General features: G+C 55.6%; 20 protein-coding genes and 1 tRNA gene. 12 read left to right on the forward strand and 9 right to left on the reverse strand.

Translation table 11 applies throughout. The features are described from left to right. Nucleotides 1-50 precede the first annotated feature (50 nt). From KCQ76_RS06630 to KCQ76_RS06665, 8 genes are all read left to right on the forward strand, one after another. The gene (locus KCQ76_RS06630) at nucleotides 51-2,618 is read left to right on the forward strand and encodes an HAD-IC family P-type ATPase (RefSeq protein WP_082089916.1); all 2,568 of its coding nucleotides are present in this window, start codon (nucleotides 51-53) and stop codon (nucleotides 2,616-2,618) included. A 118-nt stretch (nucleotides 2,619-2,736) separates the two neighbouring features. Further along, nucleotides 2,737-3,960, forward strand: coding sequence for a cation:proton antiporter (locus KCQ76_RS06635; RefSeq protein WP_046205253.1), 1,224 nt, complete (start codon nucleotides 2,737-2,739; stop codon nucleotides 3,958-3,960). A 123-nt stretch (nucleotides 3,961-4,083) separates the two neighbouring features. Continuing rightward, nucleotides 4,084-4,156 (forward strand) — tRNA-Arg (locus tag KCQ76_RS06640). Between the two features lie 291 nt (nucleotides 4,157-4,447). Continuing rightward, nucleotides 4,448-6,028 (forward strand): cytochrome ubiquinol oxidase subunit I, encoded by a 1,581-nt coding sequence (locus KCQ76_RS06645; RefSeq protein ID WP_046203452.1) that lies wholly within the window; start codon nucleotides 4,448-4,450, stop codon nucleotides 6,026-6,028. Between the two features lie 7 nt (nucleotides 6,029-6,035). After that, entirely contained in the window at nucleotides 6,036-7,007 is a 972-nt protein-coding gene (gene cydB, locus KCQ76_RS06650) for a cytochrome d ubiquinol oxidase subunit II (RefSeq protein WP_046203451.1), read from the forward strand. Between the two features lie 60 nt (nucleotides 7,008-7,067). After that, entirely contained in the window at nucleotides 7,068-8,606 is a 1,539-nt protein-coding gene (locus KCQ76_RS06655) for an ABC transporter ATP-binding protein/permease (protein WP_046203450.1), read from the forward strand. Continuing rightward, the gene (cydC, locus tag KCQ76_RS06660; protein ID WP_046205252.1) at nucleotides 8,596-10,176 is read left to right on the forward strand and encodes a thiol reductant ABC exporter subunit CydC; all 1,581 of its coding nucleotides are present in this window, start codon (nucleotides 8,596-8,598) and stop codon (nucleotides 10,174-10,176) included. The genes KCQ76_RS06655 and cydC overlap by 11 nt, the downstream gene beginning before the upstream one ends. A gap of 120 nt (nucleotides 10,177-10,296) precedes the next feature. Further along, a complete protein-coding gene (locus tag KCQ76_RS06665) occupies nucleotides 10,297-11,580 on the forward strand; it encodes a heparan-alpha-glucosaminide N-acetyltransferase domain-containing protein (protein WP_046203448.1) in 1,284 nt (427 codons plus the stop codon). A gap of 60 nt (nucleotides 11,581-11,640) precedes the next feature. On the opposite strand, the gene KCQ76_RS06670 is transcribed toward KCQ76_RS06665, so the two are convergent. Both KCQ76_RS06670 and KCQ76_RS06675 read right to left on the reverse strand, forming a co-directional pair. After that, nucleotides 11,641-12,393 (reverse strand): hypothetical protein, encoded by a 753-nt coding sequence (locus KCQ76_RS06670; protein WP_052722371.1) that lies wholly within the window; start codon nucleotides 12,391-12,393, stop codon nucleotides 11,641-11,643. A gap of 67 nt (nucleotides 12,394-12,460) precedes the next feature. Then, complete coding sequence (locus tag KCQ76_RS06675) at nucleotides 12,461-13,027, reverse strand: SRPBCC family protein (RefSeq protein WP_082089915.1); 567 nt, start codon at nucleotides 13,025-13,027, stop codon at nucleotides 12,461-12,463. 269 nt (nucleotides 13,028-13,296) lie between these two features. Here KCQ76_RS06675 and KCQ76_RS06680 point away from each other — a divergent pair, with 269 nt between their 5' ends. Then, nucleotides 13,297-13,617 carry a cg0963 family protein gene (locus tag KCQ76_RS06680; protein WP_046203447.1) on the forward strand — a complete coding sequence of 107 codons (321 nt, stop codon included), beginning with the start codon at nucleotides 13,297-13,299 and terminating at the stop codon, nucleotides 13,615-13,617. A 52-nt stretch (nucleotides 13,618-13,669) separates the two neighbouring features. Then, nucleotides 13,670-14,494 (forward strand): precorrin-6A synthase (deacetylating), encoded by an 825-nt coding sequence (cobF, locus tag KCQ76_RS06685; protein WP_221914829.1) that lies wholly within the window; start codon nucleotides 13,670-13,672, stop codon nucleotides 14,492-14,494. Nucleotides 14,495-14,574: 80 nt separating this feature from the next. Here cobF and KCQ76_RS06690 read toward each other — a convergent pair whose 3' ends face one another. From KCQ76_RS06690 to KCQ76_RS06705, 4 genes are all read right to left on the reverse strand, one after another. Beyond that, nucleotides 14,575-14,862 (reverse strand): mycoredoxin, encoded by a 288-nt coding sequence (locus tag KCQ76_RS06690; protein WP_046203445.1) that lies wholly within the window; start codon nucleotides 14,860-14,862, stop codon nucleotides 14,575-14,577. Between the two features lie 42 nt (nucleotides 14,863-14,904). Continuing rightward, nucleotides 14,905-15,570 carry a dihydrofolate reductase gene (locus KCQ76_RS06695; protein ID WP_052722370.1) on the reverse strand — a complete coding sequence of 222 codons (666 nt, stop codon included), beginning with the start codon at nucleotides 15,568-15,570 and terminating at the stop codon, nucleotides 14,905-14,907. 30 nt (nucleotides 15,571-15,600) lie between these two features. Next, nucleotides 15,601-16,428 carry a thymidylate synthase gene (locus tag KCQ76_RS06700; protein ID WP_373369110.1) on the reverse strand — a complete coding sequence of 276 codons (828 nt, stop codon included), beginning with the start codon at nucleotides 16,426-16,428 and terminating at the stop codon, nucleotides 15,601-15,603. A 94-nt stretch (nucleotides 16,429-16,522) separates the two neighbouring features. Beyond that, nucleotides 16,523-17,281, reverse strand: a complete 759-nt coding sequence (locus tag KCQ76_RS06705; RefSeq protein ID WP_046203478.1) for a 3'(2'),5'-bisphosphate nucleotidase CysQ — start codon at nucleotides 17,279-17,281, stop codon at nucleotides 16,523-16,525. 276 nt (nucleotides 17,282-17,557) lie between these two features. Here KCQ76_RS06705 and KCQ76_RS06710 point away from each other — a divergent pair, with 276 nt between their 5' ends. Both KCQ76_RS06710 and KCQ76_RS06715 read left to right on the forward strand, forming a co-directional pair. Beyond that, the gene (locus KCQ76_RS06710; RefSeq protein ID WP_060941929.1) at nucleotides 17,558-19,171 is read left to right on the forward strand and encodes a PepSY-associated TM helix domain-containing protein; all 1,614 of its coding nucleotides are present in this window, start codon (nucleotides 17,558-17,560) and stop codon (nucleotides 19,169-19,171) included. A 14-nt stretch (nucleotides 19,172-19,185) separates the two neighbouring features. Continuing rightward, nucleotides 19,186-20,319 carry an ABC transporter substrate-binding protein gene (locus tag KCQ76_RS06715; protein WP_235428823.1) on the forward strand — a complete coding sequence of 378 codons (1,134 nt, stop codon included), beginning with the start codon at nucleotides 19,186-19,188 and terminating at the stop codon, nucleotides 20,317-20,319. 56 nt (nucleotides 20,320-20,375) lie between these two features. On the opposite strand, the gene KCQ76_RS06720 is transcribed toward KCQ76_RS06715, so the two are convergent. From KCQ76_RS06720 to KCQ76_RS06730, 3 genes are read right to left on the reverse strand one after another with little or no spacing between them, the layout of a single operon-like run. Further along, a complete protein-coding gene (locus KCQ76_RS06720; RefSeq protein WP_231725370.1) occupies nucleotides 20,376-21,287 on the reverse strand; it encodes an ABC transporter ATP-binding protein in 912 nt (303 codons plus the stop codon). After that, complete coding sequence (locus KCQ76_RS06725) at nucleotides 21,284-22,375, reverse strand: FecCD family ABC transporter permease (RefSeq protein ID WP_046203443.1); 1,092 nt, start codon at nucleotides 22,373-22,375, stop codon at nucleotides 21,284-21,286. Before KCQ76_RS06725 ends, KCQ76_RS06720 begins: the two co-directional genes overlap by 4 nt. Continuing rightward, complete coding sequence (locus KCQ76_RS06730) at nucleotides 22,372-23,481, reverse strand: FecCD family ABC transporter permease (protein WP_231725371.1); 1,110 nt, start codon at nucleotides 23,479-23,481, stop codon at nucleotides 22,372-22,374. The genes KCQ76_RS06725 and KCQ76_RS06730 overlap by 4 nt, the downstream gene beginning before the upstream one ends. Nucleotides 23,482-23,599 lie beyond the last annotated feature (118 nt).

Raw genomic sequence — 23,599 nt, forward strand, 5'->3', positions numbered from 1 at the left:
GAACGTCGATAGCCCAGCCGTGTTAATAAGGCGTTCTCTACAATGAGCACATGGCTCAACAACAGTCCGACGCTTCGTCGTCTCACGATCCTGCGGCGGCGTCCGATTCTTCTGCTGCTGATGATGACCGTTCTTTCCACACGGATCCGTCGATGGGGTTGACCTCGCAGGAGGTCGAGGAACGTCGTCGTGACGGTAAAGGCAATACGCTGCCTGAACGGTCCGGCCGCTCAACCTGGTCGATTATTAAGGCGAATGTTTTTACCCGCATAAACGCGATGCTGGGCGTCCTCTTTGTCATTGTGCTGGCAACGGGATCGCTCATTAACGCGATGTTCGGGCTGTTGATCATCGCAAACTCGGGCATCGGGATTATCCAGGAGCTTCGCGCCAAGCGGACGCTAGACAAGCTCACCATCGTCGGCGAAGCGCGGCCCACCGTCCGAAGAGACGGGGAGGACCAGGAGATTTCCCGCGACGAGGTTGTGCTCGATGACCTCATCATTTTGAAGTCGGGGGTCCAGGTCGTCGTCGACGGCGTCGTCGTCGAGTCTGAGCACGTCGATATCGACGAATCCATGCTCACCGGGGAATCCGACCCCGTGGAGAAATCGCCGGGGGACGAGGTCCTATCCGGATCATTTGTGCAGTCCGGCCACGGGCTTTACCAGGCGACGAAGGTTGGGGCGGATTCGTACGCCGGGAAATTGACCGCGGCTGCGAATAAGTTTGAGCTCACCGATTCCGAGTTGATGTCCGGCATCAACAAGATCCTTCGCATCATTACGTGGCTGTTGATTCCGACGGGCATTCTGACCATTTGGACTCAGCTGTTCCGGTCAGGGGATTCACTCCGCGACGCTATTTTGGCCATGGTCGCAGCCCTCGTCCCGATGGTCCCCGAAGGCCTGGTCTTGATGACGTCGATCGCCTTCGCCGTCGGAGTTGTGCGCCTAGGAAAGTTTAAAGCGCTGGTCAATGAGCTGCCGGCGATCGAGGGCCTGGCCCGCGTCGACGTCGTCTGCACCGATAAAACCGGCACACTGACGGAAAACAGAATGGTGCTCAACGACGTCGTGGAGGTGAACTCGGAGCAGAAATCGGACTCCGACAGCGATTCGTCGGTTGACGAACCATTGTCGGAATCGGACGAGGGATGGGTCCGCGTCGACCACGACGTCCTCGCCGCGTTGGCGTCGTTAATCGCGGCGGACGACGACAAGAACGACACCTCGGAGGCCATCGCCGAAGGAATCCACGATCTCGACTCGGACACCGAAGTCATGGACCCCACGGATACCAAGGCATTTTCGTCGGCACGAAAATGGTCGGGAGCTAGCTTTGGCGAGACCACGTGGGTGATGGGTGCGCCAGATGTTATTGCGCAACCGGGGTCGGATGCGGCTCAAGTGGCCGATGAGGTGGGCCGACGGGGCTTGCGTGTTCTGCTGTTGGCCCAGACATCGAAGAAGCTCGACGACATTACCGCGACGCCCAAAGAGCCCGGCGATGATGACCTCACCCCGCGGGGACTGATCGTCCTTGAGCAGAAAGTGCGCGACGATGCGCCGGAGACGATCGAGTACTTCGACCGCGAGAAAATGCACGTCAAGGTCATTTCCGGTGACAACGCCGAGTCGGTGGGGGCTGTGGCGTCGTCGGGGGGTATTGATAATTCGAAGACTATCGACGCTCGCGAACTTCCCGATTTCGAGTCCGACCAGGAGAAATTCGACGAGGTCGTGGAAGAGTCCACGGTATTTGGGCGCGTAACACCCGAGCAGAAGCGTGCGATGGTTGGCGCGCTGCAGCGCAACAACCACACCGTCGCGATGACGGGTGATGGGGTGAACGATGTGTTGGCCTTGAAGGACGCCAATATCGGTGTGGCGATGGGCGCAGGGTCCCCGGCGACGCGATCGGTCGCCCAGCTGGTGTTGCTCAATAATTCCTTTGCGACGCTGCCCCATGTTGTTGCCGAAGGCCGCAGGGTCATTGGCAACATCGAGCGTGTCGCTAACCTTTTCTTGACGAAAACCGTGTACTCGGTGTTGCTGGCCCTCATCGTCGGGATCTTTGGGATGAGCTACCCCTTCCAACCCATTCACGTGACCATGACCGGCTGGTTCACCATCGGAATCCCGGCGTTCATTTTGTCGCTGGCCCCGAACCATGAACGCGCAAAGTCCGGGTTCGTCAGTCGTGTCCTGTGGCTGGCGGTCCCGTCGGGAGTTTTGATCGGTGCCGTGACAGTCGGGTTCTGGTTGTGGGTCACACGAGGCGACAACTTTGACCGATCACAAGCCTCGACGGCGACGCTGACTGTAATGATCACGATGGCGCTGTGGGTGCTGATCGTGGTTGCCCGCCCGTACAAGCTGTGGAAGATTGTCCTGCTGGTGGTATCAGCCCTGGCCTATGTCGTGATTTTCTCGGTCCCGTGGATTGCGCACATTTTGTTGCTGGATCCGACGAACCTTGGGCTGATGACGCAAGCGCTCATTGTCGGCGCGGTCGGGTGTGTTGCCATCGAAATCGCGTGGTGGATCAGCCACACGAAGCGAGGCGATGCGGAGTTGTGGGATCACTCGGAGGCCGAGGGCGTGTTCAAATACTAATTTCGTGTAGCGAGCGGTCACGATTAATTAGCTGTACATTGTGGTCAGGCTCATTCGATTCACGATTAACCAATCAGTAGGGTTGTCATCCATGACTTCAGTCCCAGTAGCCGACACAATGGCGGTCTCTCAGACGGTGCTGGCGTCGGGCCAGGCAAATACCGACACAATGATTTCGCTCACCGCAATTCTGGCGGTGGCACTGTTGGCTCCCATCTTGTCCTTCATGACGGGCAAACGCATTCCGGCCGTGGTGTTCCTCATTGTTTTGGGCGTCATTATCGGCCCCAGTGTGTGGGGTCTCGCGGAGATCGATTCCGGTATTTCGATCTTGCGTCAGTTGGGTTTGGGCATGTTGTTCCTGCTGGCCGGTTACGAGTTAGACACGGACTCGTTGCGCAGCAAAGAGGGCGGTAATGCCGCGTTGACCTGGCTCATGTGCCTCGTGTTGGCATTCATTGGTGCGCTAGTTTTCCTGAAAGGAAACGGAGCGCTGACTGCAGTCACACTAGCCATCGCTGTGACATCCACCGCTCTGGGTACGTTGCTACCTATCTTGAAGCAGTCGGATCTATTACGAACCAACGTCGGTAAATCTGTCATGCTTCATGGCGCTGTTGGTGAGTTGATGCCCATTATGGCCATCGCTCTTTTGTTATCCGCGAGGTCCATGGGTGTGACGTTCCTGATCCTGCTCGCGTTCTTTGCCATCGCAGCCATGGTGGCGGTGGTACCTCGCACCGTAGCCGCTCTGGTTCCGTGGGTGGGTCGCGCGATTATCGACGGTGCCTCGGCGACGAACCAGTCGATCGTCCGTATGGTGGTGCTGATGTTGGCGATACTGATGACGGTCGCGGCGGTATTCGATCTTGACGTCGTTTTGGGGGCTTTTGCTGCTGGTATTGTTTTGCGCGGTCTGGTTCCAGAGCGCGCTCACGGTCTCATTGAGGAGCGCCTGGATGTCGTGGGCTATGGCTTTTTCATCCCCGTCTTCTTCGTGTGTTCAGGTATCAATATCGACGTGAAGACCGTGGGGGCCAATATCGGGCAATTGTTCGCTGTTGTCGGCGTCATTCTGGTAGCCCGCGGTCTCCCGGTGTTCTTGCGGGAAATGTTTACCAAGACTGGTTCAAAGTTGACGACAACGAATCAAAAACTTCAGCTCGCCTGTTATGCGGCGACTGGCCTGCCGATCATTGTTGCGGTAACTGAAGTGGCGACGAATGCGCACTTGTTAGAAGAATCGGCGGCTTCTCTTCTGGTCGCCGGCGGTGCGGTGACGGTTCTGCTCTTCCCGCTGATTGCAGCTGCACTTCAACCTAAGGATAAGAGGAAACTATAGTGCGGTTTTCTGCTCTCGGCGTCTGTCGGCTATCCTGGTTCTGCTTTTAGTTCTGGCTCCTGGTGGTTGAGGATTCTTCTACATGAGTCGTTGCCAGCAGGAGCGGTAACTGATGTGTTATTTGCCCTAGTAGCTCAGTGGATAGAGCACGGCTCTCCTAAAGCCGGTGTCGGAGGTTCGATTCCTCTCTGGGGCACAGTTCGTCGATCGTGAGTATAAAATGCTTACCCGATTCGGAGGGGCGCTGAATCCTTGAAAACGGTTAGGGTTTCAGCTTATTTTGTGGGCGGGGAACTTTTATCGAGTTCTGCACGACTATATGACTAGACGCTTGTACCTACGGAACCGTAGGTACGGAGTGCTCCTTTTTTAGCTCAGGTGCTTTGTACGCAACGGTGCAATCTGGGCGGATTTTAAGTTAGCCACCGCCTTTGGGGAGCGGTGAAATCCTCGTCACTTTGTCTAGAGCTCAACATTGGAGGCAGCGATGGATGTCGTGGACATTTCGCGCTGGCAGTTCGGGATTACCACCGTCTACCATTTCATTTTCGTGCCATTGACCATTGGTATGGCTCCACTGGTAGCTATCATGCAAACGATGTGGGCGTTAACCTCAAAGCCCCACTGGTATAGGGCCACTCGTTTTTTTGGCAATGTCTTACTCATTAACTTTGCTATGGGGGTGGCTACTGGCATCGTTCAGGAATTCCAGTTCGGAATGAACTGGTCGGAATACTCGCGGATGGTGGGGGATGTCTTCGGTGGCCCACTGGCGCTAGAAGGGCTCATTGCCTTTTTCATGGAATCCGTGTTCCTTGGAATGTGGATTTTCGGTTGGGGCCGATTGCCAGTGTGGCTCCATACAGGTGCGATCTGGATGGTCGCGTTTGGCGTCAACATCTCGGCTTATTTCATTATTGTTGCGAATTCCTTCATGCAGCATCCGGTAGGCGCCGAATACAATCCACATACTCATCGGGCGGAATTGACTGATTTCGGTAAGCTCCTCATGAACCCTACGGCTTTGGCTGCTTTCCCCCATACCGTTTTAGGAGGGTTCCTCACCGCGGGCACCTTTGTTTTGGGTATCTCATGCTGGTGGCTCGTCCATGCCCACCGCATCGGAAAATTGCAGGCGGAATCCAGCAGTGAAAATAGCGGTGCTGCGGATCCCGACAATCCTCATTCAATGTATCGTCCGCTCATCCGCTTTGGAATTTGGGTTGTCGCCCTATCATCGGTTGCTCTCGTGCTGACTGGGGACACACAAGCGAAGATGATGTTCCGGCAACAGCCCATGAAAATGGCGTCGGCTGAATCATTGTGCCACACGCATACCGATCCGATGTTCTCCGTTTTAACGATTGGAACTCATAACAACTGTGAGTCAGTTATCCACTTGATTGAAGTTCCCTGGGTTCTTCCGTTCCTCGCTAAAGGACAATTCACTGGCGTCACTTTGAAAGGTGTTTTTGAGTTACAGAAAGAAGCGGAGAATTTATATGGACCGGGTAACTACTCACCAAATCTCTTTGTAACATATTGGTCGTTCCGGGCCATGATTGGTTTGATGCTTGGGTCTATCGCCTTGGCATTCTTCGCTTGGTTTTTCACGCGGCACGGGCGTCTTCCACAAGGTAGGTGGCAGAAAGTTTTCAGTATCGGGAGCATCGCGGCTATTGCCTTCCCATTCTTAGCTAACTCATCGGGATGGATTTTTACTGAGATGGGGCGTCAGCCGTGGATTGTTCACCCGAACCCTGATTCAGTTGGTGATCCTCGCACCGACAACATTCGAATGATTGTTGACATGGGGGTAACGGATCATGCGTCGTGGAATGTCATTCTTACTTTGGTTGGCTTTACGGTAACTTATCTCGCTCTGTTCTTTGTTTGGTTATGGTTGACTAAGCGGGCAGTCCTTAGCGGACCGACTGAGGACGACCACCCAACCGATGACCAGGAAGAATCCCGCCATGATGTGGGTGTAGGGTCTGACTCGGGTAGTGCTGATGAGGTAGGAACAGTGAGCTTCTCCCATCTAGCGGTGAAAAGCACTAAGGAGTAATAAGACGATGTTTGAACTCGATTTACCTACCTTGTGGTTTATACTCATCGGTTTTCTGTTTTCGGGGTATTTTTTACTCGAGGGATTTGACTTTGGCGTAGGAATGCTCCTGCCTTTTTTGGGTAGCGATGAGCATAAAAGATCAGCGATGATCTCGACCATTGGTCCGGTGTGGGATGGCAATGAAGTATGGCTCATCACAGCTGGTGGTTCTATATTCGCTGCTTTCCCTATGTGGTATGCGGATATGTTTTCGGGATATTATGTGCCGCTTTTCTTAATTCTTTTGGCACTTATTATACGGGCTGTGAGCATTGAATGGAGGGGAAAAGTCGATACCCGAAAGTGGCGTCAGTGGTGTGACAGCGGAATAGTGTTGGGCTCATGGTTACCGCCTGCGATATGGGGGGTGGCGATAGCTAATCTGGTGCGAGGTGTGCCGGATAACGCTTCCCGGGTATATCCGCTCTTCAATGTTTATGGTTTAGTGGGAGCTTTGGCATTTATTTTCGTCTTCATCTTTCATGGTGCGCTTTTTATTCGTCTGAAGACCTCGGGTAGTTTACGCGTTAACGCACGAAAACTAGCCTCGATTTTTGCTGGCTTATCTATTCTTTTTGATGGAATATTTGTGTTATGGACTCAGCTCTCTTTTGGAGAGAAAACCACGTGGGGATGGACCGTGCTGGCAGCGGCTGGCTTGATTCTTGCTCTAGTCAGCGCTCACCGTGACCGGGATGGTTGGGCCTTTTTCTTCACGTGCGTGACGATTGTTTCAGTTACAGGCCTTGCTTTTGGAGCGATGTTCCCGACGTTGTGGACCGGGTTGGATGTCTGGGATGCATCATCAAGTCGGTATACGTTGACCGTTTTGACCTGGTGTGCGGCCTTTGGAACACCCTTTGTGGTGATGTACCAGGCGTGGACGTACTGGATATTTAGGAAACGTATTACCGCTGATCCTGTTCCTTCCGAATAACTCGATAGTCGGTGGCTTCGGCAAAGCGATGTATTAGCTAGAGAGAAAAACGGTAGTGTGATGCACATATTCCAATTGGCTCACTTAAGCTCTCGGGCACGCTGGTGGGTGTATGTGTCGGCGTTTCTAAGCGTTGTTGATACAGTCCTGACCGTAGTGAGCGGCATAGCGGTGGGGACTTTGATAGCGCGTGCAGTGGAGCCGGTGAATCGTCACGAGACGATGTCTCACCATTTACCGTCAGAGTATCCGTATGCTCTTTTCGGCTGGCTAGCGCTTGTCGTCGTATTGCGCGTTCTGGTTAGTTGGGCGAGGACACGATTAGGTGATGCAGCCGCAGATTCGGTGGTCTCAACTCTCCGCCGTCGTCTCATAGATCACCTTGCTCACGAAGATCCGCACCGAGTTAACCGGTCATACTGGCACACGATATTGACTCATGGGCTAGATTCTTTTCGGCCCTACATAACTGGATTCCTTCCCGCAGCCATGGCTTCTGCTCTATCGACACCTCTGGTTTTGGTAGCTATAGCCTGGTTAGATTTTCCCTCTGCTTTGTGGGCTGCCGGAACAATTCCCCTTATTCCCTTTTTCATGTGGTTGGTGGGGACGCTAACACAATCACGAACCGAACGTAAGCTCAAGGACTTGTCCCGCCTGAACGATCAGCTCGTGGATCTTGTAGCAGGTTTGCCTACTTTAGTTGCTCACGGGAGGCAACATGATCCTGAGCACGAAGTTCGTCGCCTAGCGAGTACCCACAAGCGGTCAACGATGGACGTCTTGAAATTAGCGTTTCTCTCTACGTTTGTTCTTGAATTTATAGCTACGCTTTCGGTTGCTTTGGTCGCCGTCAACATTGGTTTTAGGCTTTTAGGAGGCCATATTTCCTTGGCTACTGGCCTAGCCATTCTGATCATTGTTCCCGAAGTATATTCTCCGTTGCGGGACGTAGGAACGCGCTTTCACGCAGCTCAGGGTGGTATAACAGCACTAAATGCAGTTCGTACGGAACTAAACTCTCCATCGCCGCCACGGCCCCTACTGCCTGATTGCGACCACGTATCCGGTGGAGGCCTCGAAGTTGTGCTTGACAATTATTCCTGTGAAGGGCGTGACGGTATTCGGCCCCACGCTCTTTCCGCTAGGGCACGACCAGGAAACCTTACAGTGTTAGCCGGTCCCAATGGTTCCGGTAAATCGACGGCCCTCATGGCAGTTTTAGGTCTTGGCAGCGGTAGTGGAACAGCCGGTGTATGTGGGCCCGACGGCGCACTCCCTCGTGAAGAAGTGTGGAAGAACACTGCGTTCCTTCCTCAACGCCCGGTATTGACAGAAGGAACTATGGGCGACACGAGCCACCTTTCCTTGGGGCAGCGCCAAAAGGAATCCTTCCGTCGATCAGTTCCGGGAAAGAAACTTCTTGTTCTCGACGAACCGACTGCTCATCTCGACGAGCAGTCTGCACAGGAAATGATTAAGGACTTGGCCGACCTGTCCGCTCGTGGCGCGACAGTGCTGGTAGCTAGTCACGATCCGCTGATGTGCGAAGCAGCGGATCGTGTTTACGATGTGGAAGCGATCGATCATGACGGTTGATGTATGGGCTCGTGAACGAGCAGTACTAGCCGGTGTAGTGACGCTGATGTCCTCAATCGCACTGACATTGGTGTCTGCGTGGCTGATTACTCGTGCGTGGCAAATGCCACCAGTGATGAACTTGACTGTCGCTATTACGTCGGTACGTGCTTTAGGAATTTCCCGCGCGGTTTTTCGATACATTGATAGGCTTGCAACCCACGACGTTGCGCTTACAGCTGCAGCGAATGCGCGTAGTCAGATTTACCATAATTTGGTAGCTGTGCCTCCATCCACCGTATTGGGGATGTCGAGAGGTCGCTTACTTAGCTTCATTGGCCCAGACATCGATGCACTCACCGATAGAATCGTACGAGCCACTATTCCGCGACGGGTTGCGATTTATACTGGTGCCCTTGCGGTTGCTCTGACCGCCACGTTATCGCTACTAGCTGCGGGTATTTTAGCTGTAGGTTTGGCCTTCTCAGGAATTGTTGTGCCATGGATCGCGGTTCAGGGTGAAAAGAAAGCCTCAACTGCTCAGGCCACGGAAGACTATGTCACAGCTGTTGACCATGTATTGCATCATGCTGCTGCATTGAGCGTACGTGGTGAACTAGATGAAGCTCTCCACCATGCGGGTGATGCAGAGCAGAGAATTTCGTCGATCCGAGGGAAGGCTCACCCATGGTCATCTGTGTCGACCGCAATGTCAGCCGCGTCATCGGGATTCACACTTATTGTCGTTGTTCTCGTTGCAGTTCTCGCTAGTCCGGACCATAGTCCCCAGTGGTTAGCTGCTGTAGCGCTTATGCCCTTGGCTGCCTTCGAAGCTGTCGCTCCACTTGCTGAGGCCTCCCGTGCTGTTGTTCGTTCTCGCGACGCAGAAGCACGGCTGCGTAACGTCTTGAGGATTGATAACGCTACCGAGCAAACCACTAGTGATTACGTCTCTGATGAATTTCCTGTCGCTACCGCTCAAGAAACTTCCCCGGCCCTCGGTACGAGAATGAGTACTGGTCGCGTAATTGCGAACCATTTAGTTGTCGGGTGGGGCCACCCAGTGTGGGAGGCGAACTTTGACGTTCCACCCGGTGGCCGGTACGAGATCGTTGCTCCCTCAGGCACTGGCAAGACCACATTGTTGATGACCTTAGCGGGGCTGATCCCGGCGTGGAATGGAAGCTATTCTGCTGTTGGTGCTCGTTTTATCGCCGAGGATGAACATATTTTCGCAACAACAGTTCGGGACAACTTGGCGGTGGGTTCCGCCGATGCGAGCGAGAGTGCAATGCGCGAGATGATCGACCGAGTGGGGTTGACTCAGTGGGTAGAGAACTTACCGCGCGGCCTTGACACTGTGTTGCGCGATGGCGAGGAATCGTTATCAGGTGGTCAGAGGCGTCGTCTTATAGTAGCTCGTGCTTTACTCAGTGATGCCCCCATTCTGCTTATCGACGAACCTACTGAACACGTGGATAAGAAGTCTGAGAAACAGTTACTCGATGTTTTAGGGTTCGGGGATGCTGTGCCGGATTCGACGGACGATCAACGAACGATCGTGATGGTCCGTCACCCACGGTCGTCATAGCCATTATTCCGGTGCCCGTGCCCCCCTGGTGCCACGCATCGCTTACCCCCTATCTGGCGAAAGATTAAGCTTCATTAAATTTATTTTCAGTTGAGGACGGCGGTGGGTTAGGCTCCCCGCATGAAACAATCTATTCACCCCATTGAACAATTGAGGGGGAGCGTTCAATCGCCACGGCTGCCGGGTATAGATGTTGCTCGGGCGTTGGCGATTTTTGGGATGATCGCAGCTCATGTTGCCGCAGGTCCATCGTCGGTGAGCATTATGGACCCATCGACGTATCCGGCCCTTGTCCACGGGCGGCCAGCCGTGTTATTCGCGTTGTTAGCTGGTGTGTCTATCAGCTTGATGACGGGGCGAGGTGAGCGTCCAACGTCGGTGAACGGCGTGCAGGGAATACGGCTAAAACTCATTGGACGAGCTTTAGCTATCTTCCTGATCGGCCTTGTTCTAGAGCAGCTCGGTACTGGAATTTCGATCATATTGACTTTTTATGGGGTTCTGTATGCCGTGGCCTTACCGTTTGTGTGGGCAAAGACACGAACACTGATCATTGTGGGCACCTGCCTGGGGGTTGTCGGACCCTCTTTGCTGGCAATTATCCAGTATCTCTTGCCTAAAGGAAACGCCAGCCCAACAATCGGATTGGTATTGGGCGGAGTGTATCCGCTGCCTGTGTTCTGGGGCATTCTTCTGTTGGGGATGGCGTTGGGGCGGCTTCACCTGCAGAGCACACGAGCGTTGGCCGGCCTCGTTGCTGTCGGGGTTTGTGCCAGTGCAATTGGTTATGGTGTGGGCTCAATGTGGGGTAGTGACGAAGAGCCGAAAAATGGTTGGATTAACCAGGATGACAGAAATGGCACGTCTCAGCCTGATTGGTCGGCAGTAATCTCCAAGTTAAAAAAGCAGAAAGCCCAACAATCTGATGGTGTGCAGCCAAAAGACCAGACAGCACAATCATCGGGAGGTTCGGCAGCAGACGAAGGAATTGAAAGCCGATGGGGTCAATATTGGGACGCACTTGATAGCACGAAAGAGCTGAAAGATTCCCTCAAGCGCTCTCTTGTGGATTCAGCACCGCATAGTGGGGGCACCGCAGAATTCGTGGGCTCCGGTGGGTTCGCCCTCATCGTCGTGGCATTGTGCCAGCTGATTGTGTCACGAGCCCGACGGTGGTTTATCCCCATCGCCGTCACCGGGGCCATGCCACTGACCATTTACACCGCTCACGTTATCATCGTGTTCGCTGTGGGTGGGCCGGCGGGAACAGTTGTCTCCAACCCGCTTTATTGGTCTCTCGTTATCGGCTCAATTGCCTTCGCGAATGCTTGGATGGCGTTTTTCGGACGTGGTCCCCTGGAGCGATTCCCACGGTGGCTGGGAAATAAGGCGGCCACACAGTAGGGGAGTTCAGCTGGGGAATAGCTCAGCCGGAGAATTGGGGTCGTAGCACAATAAAGACGGCTAGTTTTTCCGAGCCGAATTACCAATGGGTGCAATGAGGTACACCACTGGCAACCCAACGACGAGATTCATAACAGATTCAATAATGCCGTTATAGAACGGCGTCGTTAATAAGAGTGGAAGAACGACTGCCGCGACCAGTACGACTCCGACGATCCAACTGTAAAACAGCGACGGCAGCGTTGTTCCAATGTTGAGCACCCACCATAACAATGCGGCGAAGATTGCCACGACAGCGGCAAAGATCGCGTAATACGTCCGGTCAATAGGCGGATACGTCCAGTTCACGTATGTGGCGATGCGCTCCATGACGAGTTCAAGAATCCATGCCACCACGTAAGCGGTGATGGAGGCGACGATGGCAACAGCCACGACCGAGCCGATAAATTTCGGGATATCGAACTGGTCGCTGAGTGATGGGCCACTCTTCTGCGGACGCAACTGTTGAGGTGCCGGTGATTGTGCGGGGGCCTGCTGATAGCCCTGATACTGCTGGTCAGGATAGTAGCTGGCGCTATCGCTATACCTACGATTGGCTTCGTTGTATCCACGATTGCTGGGAGCCCCATACCCGCCAGAGCTATATTCGCGATTGTAGCTACCCGCCGAATACTCGTCATCGCGGTAACCCGAGTTGCCACCGGATGAATACTGGCTTTCTGAACCCGAGTAACGCTCGGAATAGCTACTGGGGAATATTTCAGTTTCATCGTTCGCGTTGCTGTAACGGGGGTCACTGTCGCGGTTCGGCATTAGCAATTAGTCCTTATCGCTCTGTGGAAATCGTGCGTAGGTATTCTACCGGCTACGACGCAGACGCCTAGCTCGCGTCGTGTTCCACCTCGTTTTCCACTATGGATTTGATCGTCCTCACGGTTGTAGGAATGCCTTCTAATGCAGCATCACGTCGCTCGTTGAGCTCTGCGACGGCATCGTCGCCGTACTTGTTGATGAAGAACCGAAAGCCTTCTTGAGTAACTTCCCAGGTCTCCGTCAAGGTGGACCCGCCATCTGCGGCAGGTTCGATTTCATAACCCCATTCCACGACGCCTCCGTTCACGGCCCACGCAAAAATCTTGGGCCGTTCGGCTGCAGTCACGACGGACTCCGTTTCCCAGGTACGCTGTGGTGTTTCATTATGGCCGACGAACCATGCGCCTACCTCGGGTTCTGATGGTGTCGTGCCGTCGTCACGCTCTTTCCACCACGTAGCTTTGCACACCGGAGACCAATCGCCCGTACGTGAAATATCCGACACGACGTTGTACACGTCGTCGGGAGTGGCATTAATGGTGACAGATACTCGTCGGCGAAAATCGTCGGGATTAAACATGCTCGTATCGACGGCGGAGGATGTGTTGTCGTCAGGATTGTTTGTAGGAGTCATATGGGCCAGGGTAGGTGCTTCTGCGCGTGGTTAACGGCGGGGGAAGGGAAGTCGACCTCCGTATGGGGGTGAGGCCGGACACGTTCCCGGTTGATAACACGAGCATCGGGGGGTCAAACGGCATAGCCTGAAAGGAAGTGGTTGCGCGGTTGGCTGAGACCGTTCAACTAGTACATCGCGCACGGTGACAGGCTCAGTCTGATGGGTGCACCGAGCGGCTCACCCCGAACTCCGTGCGTGCACCATAAACACTGGAGGATGACACAAACATGACAGAGAAACCGAGCTTCACTGACGTCAATGGACGGGAAGTGTATGCCAAGATTGAGGAGGGCGAGAAGGGCCCGCAGCTGATTATCGGAACCTCTCAGCCAGATGGAACGGTGAAGCGTTCCCTCGTGCTGAATAAATATGACGCCAAGCAAATGGCCGCCGTCTGCGAGGTTTACCTGCGGCAACAGTTCTCCGTCTCCTTCGCCACAGTAGACAGCATGCTCACCGCAGAAGATAGGATGAACATTTACCAAAACGAGATCGACGCTATCGAGGATCCCGAAACAAATCCCGACGACGACCTGCACAAAAACTAGTTCTGCGCGAGTAGACGAACTCAGAGATAGAGCCATGGAGTAAACAGGGTATATGCGTTTACTTCGTGTCATTGGTATGGGAGCAGGAAGCCCGGGGCATATTAGCCACGACGCTGTTGCGGCCTTGGCTTCCTCAGATGCCGTCGTCGCCTTGGATAAAGGGGACACGAAGGCGGATCTCCTCGAGCTGCGACGTCGTATATTGGCTGTTCACGCGCCAGATCTTCCGTTACTCACTGTCGACGACCCGCCGCGTGACCGCCACCCGGCAGGTACTCCGGAGTATCACCGGGAGGTTCAGCGCTGGCATCAGGAGCGTGCCCGCCTGCTGGCCGATACAATCACGTCCTCGCTGAGCGACGGACAAACGGCGGCATTTTTAGTGTGGGGCGACCCATCGCTGTACGACTCCACCCTGCGCATTATCGAGCGGATGCAGAACCTAGGGTTGAAGTGCCGTACCGAGGTATACCCCGGCATTACTGCTGTTCAGGCCCTCACGTCGGCACACCGTATTCTCATTAACCGGATTGGCGAGCCGATCACTGTCACAACAGGTCGACAGCTACAGAAAACCCTGGATGCTCCCGATACACCGCCGAGAATCAAGGCGGTGGCGAACACTGTGGTCATGCTCGACGGCAAGGCCACGTGGACCCATCCCGGCATTGACCGCGACCACACCTACATGTGGTGGGGTGCGTATGTCAGTACGGATAAGCAGGTACTGCGTAAAGGATGGGTTGGTGACATCGCCGAGGATGTTGCCCAGACTAAAGCTCAACTGCGTGCACAACACGGCTGGATAATGGATACGTACCTTTTGCGGTACTTCGACCCGGACGGCGAAGACCAGCCAGAAACGCTCATGACGTAGTGGCTGGTTCACCGAGGCATCGCCGCGTCGGTATCACCCGCGGCAAACTCTCGCGGTCAAAAACGTCGCGGCCAAAATTCTTAGGAAGAAAGTTCTTCAACTTTGCGACGCACGTCACCCGCCGGCGGATTCGTCGCGGTAGTATCGTCGGAAAACTTCACAGTCGGAACAACACGGTTACCGTCATTGACGCTTTCTACCCACTGACCGGCCTCTTCTGACTGGTCAATGTCGATAAGAGAATAAGGCGTTTCGGTACGATCCAGATTCTCTATGAGTTTCTTGCAAAACGGGCACCACGTTGCGTAATAGATCGTGGCTGCGGTTTCGTTTCCGGATGGGTTGTTTTTCTGGATAACTTCACTCATAATGTCCCCACTATAGCGTCATGGTCGATTGATTGGCATTGTTTACTTGCTGAAATAGCAGAACCGATAGCGAAGCGACAACGAGCCACTCATCTCGCCACCGTCACCGATGATCGTCCCATTGTGGGATGTTTTCCACTCACTTCGCGACGCCGGAACCCATTCTGACGACAATCGGGCAGTAACGGGATGGTCAAAATAGTGCCCGACAGCTGCGTCGATTTCCGTGAGGACGGCTAGCCGAACCTCTGGGCGCGTGAGGGCCTCCCGGTAGACTTCGCCCCCGCCAATGACCCAAGCATCCACATTTTCCGGTGCGACGCGTCGGGTGAAAACCGGGTGGGGAATATCCTTAATCGCGGCTTCCAAGGAATGGTGAAGGATGACGCCCTCGGGTGTGTCCTCGTCACTCCAGCGGCGGGACAGCACGATGTTGGTACGCCCAGGCAGCGGTGTAAAGCGCGAGGGAATGCTCGTCCACGTTGCACTGCCCATGATGACGGATACTCCCCACGTCAACTGCTTAAAGTGCGCCATGTCCTCGGGCACGTGCCATGGCATCCGGGTGCCGTCGCCAATGACGCCGTCTCGGTCGGAGGCCCAAATAACCCCGATGAGCGGCTGTTCCGGTTCTACAGTTCGACGCGGGGACGGGGAAGCGTGGCCAGGCGTCAGCGAGTGAACACCCGTGGATGATGAAGTAGACATTGAGCTCACCGCCTGTGGAGTGGAATTGGGCTACACCGCTACCGGCGCTTTGATAGCTGGGTGCGGGTTGTAGTTCAGGATATCGACATCGTCCCACGTGTACGAGAATAAATCCGCAGCCTTGGTTAACGATAGCGTCGGATAGGGGCGCGGATCCCGGGATAACTGAAGATCAACCTGGTCGCGGTGATTATCGTAAATGTGGCAATCGCCGCCGGTCCAAATGAACTCCCCGACATCAAGCCCTGCTTGTTGGGCCATCATATGGGTCAGGAGTGAATAGGACGCGATATTGAATGGAACACCCAAAAACATATCGGCGCTGCGTTGATACAGCTGACAAGACAACTTCCCGTCAGCGACATAAAACTGGAAAAGAAGATGGCAGGGTGGCAGCGCCATGGATGGAACATCTGCAACATTCCAGGCGGATACGATAATCCGTCGGGACGTCGGGTTGTTCTTAATCATGTCCAGAGCTTGAGAAATTTGGTCAATGGTGTCGCCGTCGGGCGTTGGCCATGACCGCCACTGCACCCCATAAATCGGCCCGAGGTTCCCGTCCTCATCGGCCCACTCGTCCCAAATGTGGACATTTTTTTCGCGTAACGAGCGAATGTTGGATTCACCCCGGAGGAACCAAAACAGCTCCTCCGAGAGTCCACGCATGAACACTTTCTTCGTAGTAATAAGAGGGAAGCACTCTGACAGATCGAACCGCATCTGTTTCCCGAAGAGACTCCTCGTCCCCGTGCCTGTGCGGTCATCCCGGTGGTTGCCGTTGTACAGAATCTCACGGAGGAGATCTTCATATGGCGTCGGAATATCAGTACTCTCGCTCGCGGACATGCCAGTCATGGTAGCGCTTTTTTGACATCCGCCTTGGCATCGGCGACCGTCTGACCACAAACCGCAGGTCAACAGATGTGGCCGGCGTCGCAGATGCGGAGGCTTAGTAGTGTCCGTGCTCTTTCTTGAACTCGGCGGCAGCCTCCAAGATTGTGTCCTTCAGTTCCGGGCGGCAAATAACGACATCGGGGAGGTAGACATCCTCGTTGTTGTAGCGCAAAGGCGAACCATCGAGACGAGAACAGTGCAAGCCTGCGGCCGTGCACACACCGATCGGGGCTGCAGAGTCCCACTCATACTGGCCCCCAGCATGGACATAGGCGTCATAGTCACCGAGCAACACATGCATGGCTTTTGCACCCGCAGAACCCATGCGAACAACCTCACTGTCGAGTTTGTCGGCAATGACCTGTGCAACCTCAGGCTGACGGTTGTGCGATACAACGATCTTGTTAGCGCGTGGGCCCATCACAGCCTTGGCTGAACCAGTGTGGAAGACCTGGCCAGCGTCGGGAAGTCCCACCGCGGCATGGGTCGGGATCCCGTTTTCTACGAGTGCAACATGGATTGCCCAGTCCTGACGCCCGCCGGCAAACTCCTTGGTGCCGTCGAGAGGGTCGACGATCCACACGCGGTTTTTCTTCAGCCGCTCTAAGTTATCGGCGGCTTCCTCTGACAAAAACCCATCATCGGGGCGGTGTCGGGATAAAACGCGCTCAATCCATGTCTGGGCTAAGTCATCACCCGCCGCGCCGAGGCCAGGTCCTTCAAGCAAACCGACGGAACGGACGCCCTTCAAGATCTCACTAGTTCCCGTCGCAAGGCGCAGGGCAAGGGTGGCATCGTCAACGTAAGCACTCACGTAGACGACTTTAGCCGTTGTCAGCCGTTTGTCTCCACCACGGGGGCGGGACCTGTCCTTACTAAGCGACGCGCTGAATTCATCACCCTGGGATGATGCGGTGGGCAATGCGTGCAAGAAGGCAATCCGTCGCCGCGCGTGGCCATAGCGATTACCCCCGTTAATGATGAAAAAATAACAGATTATAGCAGCCGACGGGGGTAGCAGTGACGGCGACGGGAACTCTATTTTTCTTCGCAAGGAACTATTAGACCATAACCCTCGACTAATTAATACGTGACCCTGACTACACAAAGCGATTTTCATCCCGAACAGCAGAGCGAAAACCACGACGACGTGAATAGCGGCCAGCGTCGTCGCCGTCGCGGACCGCGCTTCCCGCATCGAGGCGGCAGCGTGCGGGCCATGATTCATCGGATCCACTTCTACGCCGGCGTTTTTGTGGGCCCTTTCATTCTCATTGCAGCCGTCACCGGCTTGCTGTATGCAGCCGCACCAAGCATTGAGTCCATCGTCGACCACGACAAAATGTACGTCCCGGCCTCTGATGTGCATAGTCATCAGCGCGTAGAGGTTAAAGACCAAATACGCACCGCAGCGGAGCGGCACCCTGACCTCACCTTCAGCGGGGTACAGATTCGCAATGACGACCGTGCCACCACCCGCGTCCTTTTCAATGACCCCTCTTTGCCCTCGAAGAGCTACCGCCGAGTGGTCATGGTCAATCCCTATACCGGGGAGGTCGTTGGCGACACCGTCCAGTTCGGCAGTTCCTCCTCCCTCCGATTCCGCGAATGGACTGACCGCGCGCACCGCAACCTTTTCCTCGGGGAGCCAGGGCGTATCTACGCCGAAACCGCCGCCGCATGGTTGGGCGTGCTGACTGTCTCTGGGCTCGTCATGTGGTGGCGAAAAGTCTATGACAAGAACAAGAAAAAGCGCGCCACGGGATCAGAATCCCACTCAGCGTCGAAACCGTTAACCGGGCGTCCGAAGAGTATGCGTCGGCACGCGATCATCGGAACATGGGCGTGCCTGGGAATGCTGTTCCTCACCGCCACCGGTTTGACCTGGTCAAAGTACGCAGGCGCACAAATTGCGGACTGGCGAGTCCAGCTCAACTGGGCCAAACCCACCCCCGACACCACCGTCTCGCAGAGCGTCGATTCCCCTGAGGCTTCCATGGATCACAGCCACCACGGGGGACATGGCGACCACAGTGGCCACGGCGGCATGAGTTCTGACTCACCCGCGCTAACGCCACATGACTCGGTAGTTGAAGCACAAAACGACGTAGATACGGTCATGTCGTCAGCGAAACAGGCTGGGATCAAAGCCAGCTTCGAGGCGACGGCTCCTGTCGCACCGGGCGAAGCCTGGACCGTCACTGACCTGCGAGTACCGTGGTACTTCAGCCACGATTCTGTCTCTGTCGACGGGGAAACAGGGCGTGTTGTCGATACCGTGTGGTTTAAAGACTGGCCCTTCGCGGCGAAACTGGCCGAGTGGGGGATTCAGCTCCACATGGGCATCCTCTTCGGGATCGTGAGCCAGGTCGCGCTGGGAGCTCTAGCCATCATGATCTGCATTATTGTCGTCCGTGGCTACATGATGTGGTGGCAGCGACGCCCAACGCGGAACCGGAACGGTTTCCGGTCGAACTTCGGACGGGCACCCCGCCGAGGTGCATGGAGAAGGTCCTCGATCATCGGGTTCGCGGTAGCGGCGATTCTGCTCATCGGGTACGGCCTGTTAGCCCCGCTCTTCGCGATCAGTGCTCTTGCTTTCCTTGCCCTGGATATCGTGATCGGGTTCGTGATGCGGTGGAAGGGCCGAGGCGCCCGCGACAGCTCGTCGAAAGATACCTCTTTCGCTGAGGCCAACGCCTAGGCTAACCTAAATTCATGGTTGAGAATCCTCGAGAGGTATCCAGTAGCTCCCCCGACGACCGCCACGGCGACAAAATGCCGCAGGACCAGCGGGAATCGTCGGCTAACGCAGGTCAGCAGCACACCTCACGAGAGGAGCCCTTCTCACACCATTATTCGTTACGACGGGCCCATCGCTCGTCATCGCGAGCGCCCCGAGCCCACGAGCGGAGGCTCTCGCGGCGTTCATTCCTCGTCGCCGGAATGGGAGCAGGCGTGGCCTTAGGGTTGGCGGCATGTTCATCGTCCAGCGGCGACGGTGAAAACGCCGAGGCAGAGTCGTCCCAGAAATCGTCGGACAAAAGTGCCGGCACGCACGATACGTCGAAAATTATTGCCCTGAACACTGGGCAGATCGACGGGCTCCTGGCGTTAGGCATAACCCCGGTGGGGATGGGAGTTGCCAACGCTCAGGCATCGTCGTCCGAGAGCATTCCTCAATACATCAAGGACAAGTTCGGCGACAAGTACGACCTTGACTCCATCACCATCGTCGGGCAGCGGACGCAGCCTGACATGGAGAAAATAGCTGCGCTTCACCCCACCCTCATTTTGGCGAATGACAGGACGAGCAAGGATGTCCTTGACCAGCTGAAATCGATTGCTCCCGTGGTGATGGGCAAGGGTGGGGCCGAGAACTGGAAGGACGATTTCCGGACCATTGCGGACGCCGTGGGGAAGCGCGATGACGCGCAGCGGCTGATTGACGACCATGAGGATGCCGTTGCTGAATGGAAGAAGGACCGCGGGACATCGCCCACCGTGTCCCTGATTAGGAACAAGGGAACCGACTATCTGATGCTGGGACCTCTATCGTTGGCCGGGCAGGTATTGAAAGATGGGGGATGTAACCGGCCGACGTCTCAGCGTTTCGAGGATAAAGTGTCGCACCCGATTTCGTCGGAAAACCTTGACCAGCTTGACGCGGATTATCTGTTCTACGGTTTTAATGCCAAAGGCGAAAAGCTCACGAAAGATGCTTTGTGGGGGAACTTGGACGTTGTGAAGAATGGTCACGCTGTCGGGGTGGACCCGGATCCGTGGTTCCTCAATGCATCGGTGGTGGCGGCCAATTACATTTTGGATGAGCTCAAAAAGACTGTGAAGTAAAGCTCGTGGAATAAAACCGCCACTTAAAACCGCCGTGGAGTAAAAACTACGGCGGTTTATTTCGATGCAGAGTTCAGCACCTCGGGCTTCCGTGGCACCACCAAAGGTGCGTCAGCGCATTCCGGATCCTCAATGACTCTGGCGTCCAGCCCAAATGATGATTCCAACAGCTCCTCGGTGAGAACCTCGGATGGCTTTCCGGCCGCTGTTACCTGCCCGTCGGCCATCACGATCACGTTGTCGGAATAGCGCGCGGCCAAATTCAAATCGTGCAGCACCATCACCACGGTCCGTCCCAAGCGGTGCTTCAGCTCGGTGACCAGATTCAGCACTTCAATCGAGTGGGAGAGGTCAAGGTAGGTCGTCGGCTCGTCCAGGAACAACACCTCGGTGTCCTGGGCCAACACCATAGAGATCCACACACGCTGACGCTGTCCACCTGACAGCGACGACACTGGTCGGTCCGCCAAATCGGCAACGTGGGTGAGTTCAAGCGCCCGCGCTACTTCCTCTTCATCGTCCGACGACCATTGCCGGAACCACGACTGGTGGGGGTGTCGTCCTCGGGCGACCAGGTCGCTCACCACGACGCCGGGGGGAGCGATGGGTGACTGTGGTAGCACACCAATCCGCTGTGCTAGTTCTTTTCGACGCAGCGACCGGACGTCGACGTCGTCAAGCATGATTGACCCCGAGGAGGAAATCAGCTGAGCTGCAGCCCTCAACAGAGTGGATTTACCACAACCATTGGGCCCAATAATGGTTGTGACAGCTCCGCCCGGAATGGACGCATCCAAGTTGGGAATAACGTTGCGATCCCCGTACGAGACCCTCAGGCCAGACAATGTCAGTGAACCTGCCGGGGCTGCGTCGTGTAGAAGAGCCTCGTGTCGCGGCGTCGAGTGTCCTGCAGGCTGCGCGGGTGTGGAGCCTGACGCACTGGATGACGAGTTCATGGTGTGGCTCATACCGTGGCCTTTCGTGACGTGCGGACAAGGAGGTAGATAAGGAATACGCCACCGATCGCTGAGGTGAGCAAACCGACGGGAAGCTCCGTGGGAAGAATCGTCTGGGTAGCAATATCGGCCAGGAGCAAAAGCACCGAGCCGGTGAGGACTGAGGTAAACAACGGTGGGGCAGAAGTGCCGGCTAAACGCATCGCCACTTGGGGCGCAACGAAAGCGATGAAACCGATCGGACCACCGGCCGAGACCGCAAAGGCAGCCAACACCACCGACACAACGAGGATCGCGGCATCAACCAGCCTTCGGGGCTGGCCCAAGGAAGATGCCAGGTCGGGGCCTAGTTGCGATGCGCGAAGTTCAAAAGAAATCCAGACGCAGATGATGATGCAGATTCCCAGAACGATCATGACAGGCCGCAAACGGTTCCATGTGACCGAAGAAAGCGAGCCCGTCAGCCAGAATTTGGCAGCAGCTGCGTCGCTCGTTTCGGCACGAATCATGAGGAAGTGGATATATGAGTTGAGCAGCGCGGTGACCACGATGCCTAACAAGACCAATCGATAAATATCCATCTGGCGGCCACGGAAACCGATGAGCCACATGAGAACAGTCGTGCCCAGGGCCCCCATTAATGCAGCGGCCGGGATGCCTGCTCCGGCAAGCCACCCGGCGAAGCCACTCCCTGAACCCAGCACGATGACTGTCACGGCAGCTGCAGAAGCACCGGATGTCACGCCTAAAATGTCAGGGCTGGCTAGGGCATTGCGGGTCACCGACTGCGTGAGCGCACCAGAGAGTGCCAGGGCTGCCCCAACAATCACAGCGGATAGTGCGCGAGGCATTCGCCACTCGAACACAACCAATTGCTCAATACGCGAGCCGCCGCCCGTAAAAACGACGGACAAAACGTCCATAGGGGCGATAGGGAAATCACCGATACCAATCGCCACAGCGAAGAGGAAAATCCCAACTATGGCAAGGGCTAGACACACCAACAATGGGCGAGGCGACAGCACACCCGACACGGGACCCCACTGAAACGCCCTCCGGTGGTGCGGTAAACGAACCTTACTCTGTTGTGGTGTCGTCATACTTCCACCACCTTGTTACGGCTGATGAGGTAAATGAAGAACGGTGCGCCCACGAATGCGAGGACGATACCAACCTCCACTTCGCCCGGGCGCGCGATGAGGCGGCCCACAATATCGGCTACAAGCACCAGAACAGCCCCCGTCAACGCCGAATAGGGCAATATCCAGCGATAATCCGGACCTGTGATGGAACGGACAACATGCGGCACAACCAATCCAACGAACCCGATAGGTCCCGCCGCAGCCGTCGCCGCTCCCGCCAGCAACGCGATAAGTAGGACGCCGACGATTCTGGACCGCCCGACATGAACTCCCAATGACGTCGCAGCGTCGTCACCCAGGTTAAGAAGATTGAGAGTGGGCCCGGTGGCGAAGGCAGCAATAAGTGCCACCGCGATCACCGGGGCTGAGACCATCACGACGTTCATATCGCGGCCGGCAATCGAGCCCACCGTCCAAAAACGCATGCGATTCAGGTTGTCGTTGTTGGTGAGAACCAAACCGCTGGTTAATGACGACAACACAGCGGCCAGCGCGGCACCGCCGAGAACCAAGTTCAAGGGGCTAGCCGTCGCTTTCCCCACAGAGGCCAAGCCGAACACTAAGGCTGTGGCAGAGATTGCTCCACCGAACGCCCAGAGCGTCGTCGCGACGTTCCCGGTTACTCCGAAGAATGCGAAACTCGTGACCACCGCGAAGGCCGCTCCGGCCGAAACCCCCAAAATGCCGGGATCCGCAAGCGGATTGCGGGTATGCCCCTGAATCAGCGCCCCCGCGCATCCAAGTGCCATCCCAACAATCACACCGAGCAGGGCGCGGGGAATGCGGAGGTCGATGATCACCCGCGTATCGGTATCGCTATTTGAAAAATCGGATGATGATGAGAAATGGCTGAGAACGTCCCATACCTTAGGCAAAGGGATGCTCCGTGACCCCAGTGCCATCGCAGCGCATAAACACACTGCAAGCAGCACGAGTAAAACAACCAGGCCGGTAATCCGACGCACATAGAGGCGTCGGCCGGCCTTGCTGCTACCAGGTGGCTGGGGTGAGCCATCGGCGGACGTCGGTGTCGGCGAAGCCGCCGGTGAATGAGTAACAGTCATAAGTGAGAGCGCAAATCAGTCAAGTGTGAACATCAATGGTCAGTGGCACTATGTCTATGCCGCGATATCTGTATGCACAGTATCAGGCCATAGCCTAACCTGAGTGCCCACATAGCTT

It is taken from the genome of Corynebacterium parakroppenstedtii, from assembly GCF_019754935.1.
GTDB classification, from domain to species: Bacteria; Actinomycetota; Actinomycetes; order Mycobacteriales; family Mycobacteriaceae; genus Corynebacterium; species Corynebacterium parakroppenstedtii.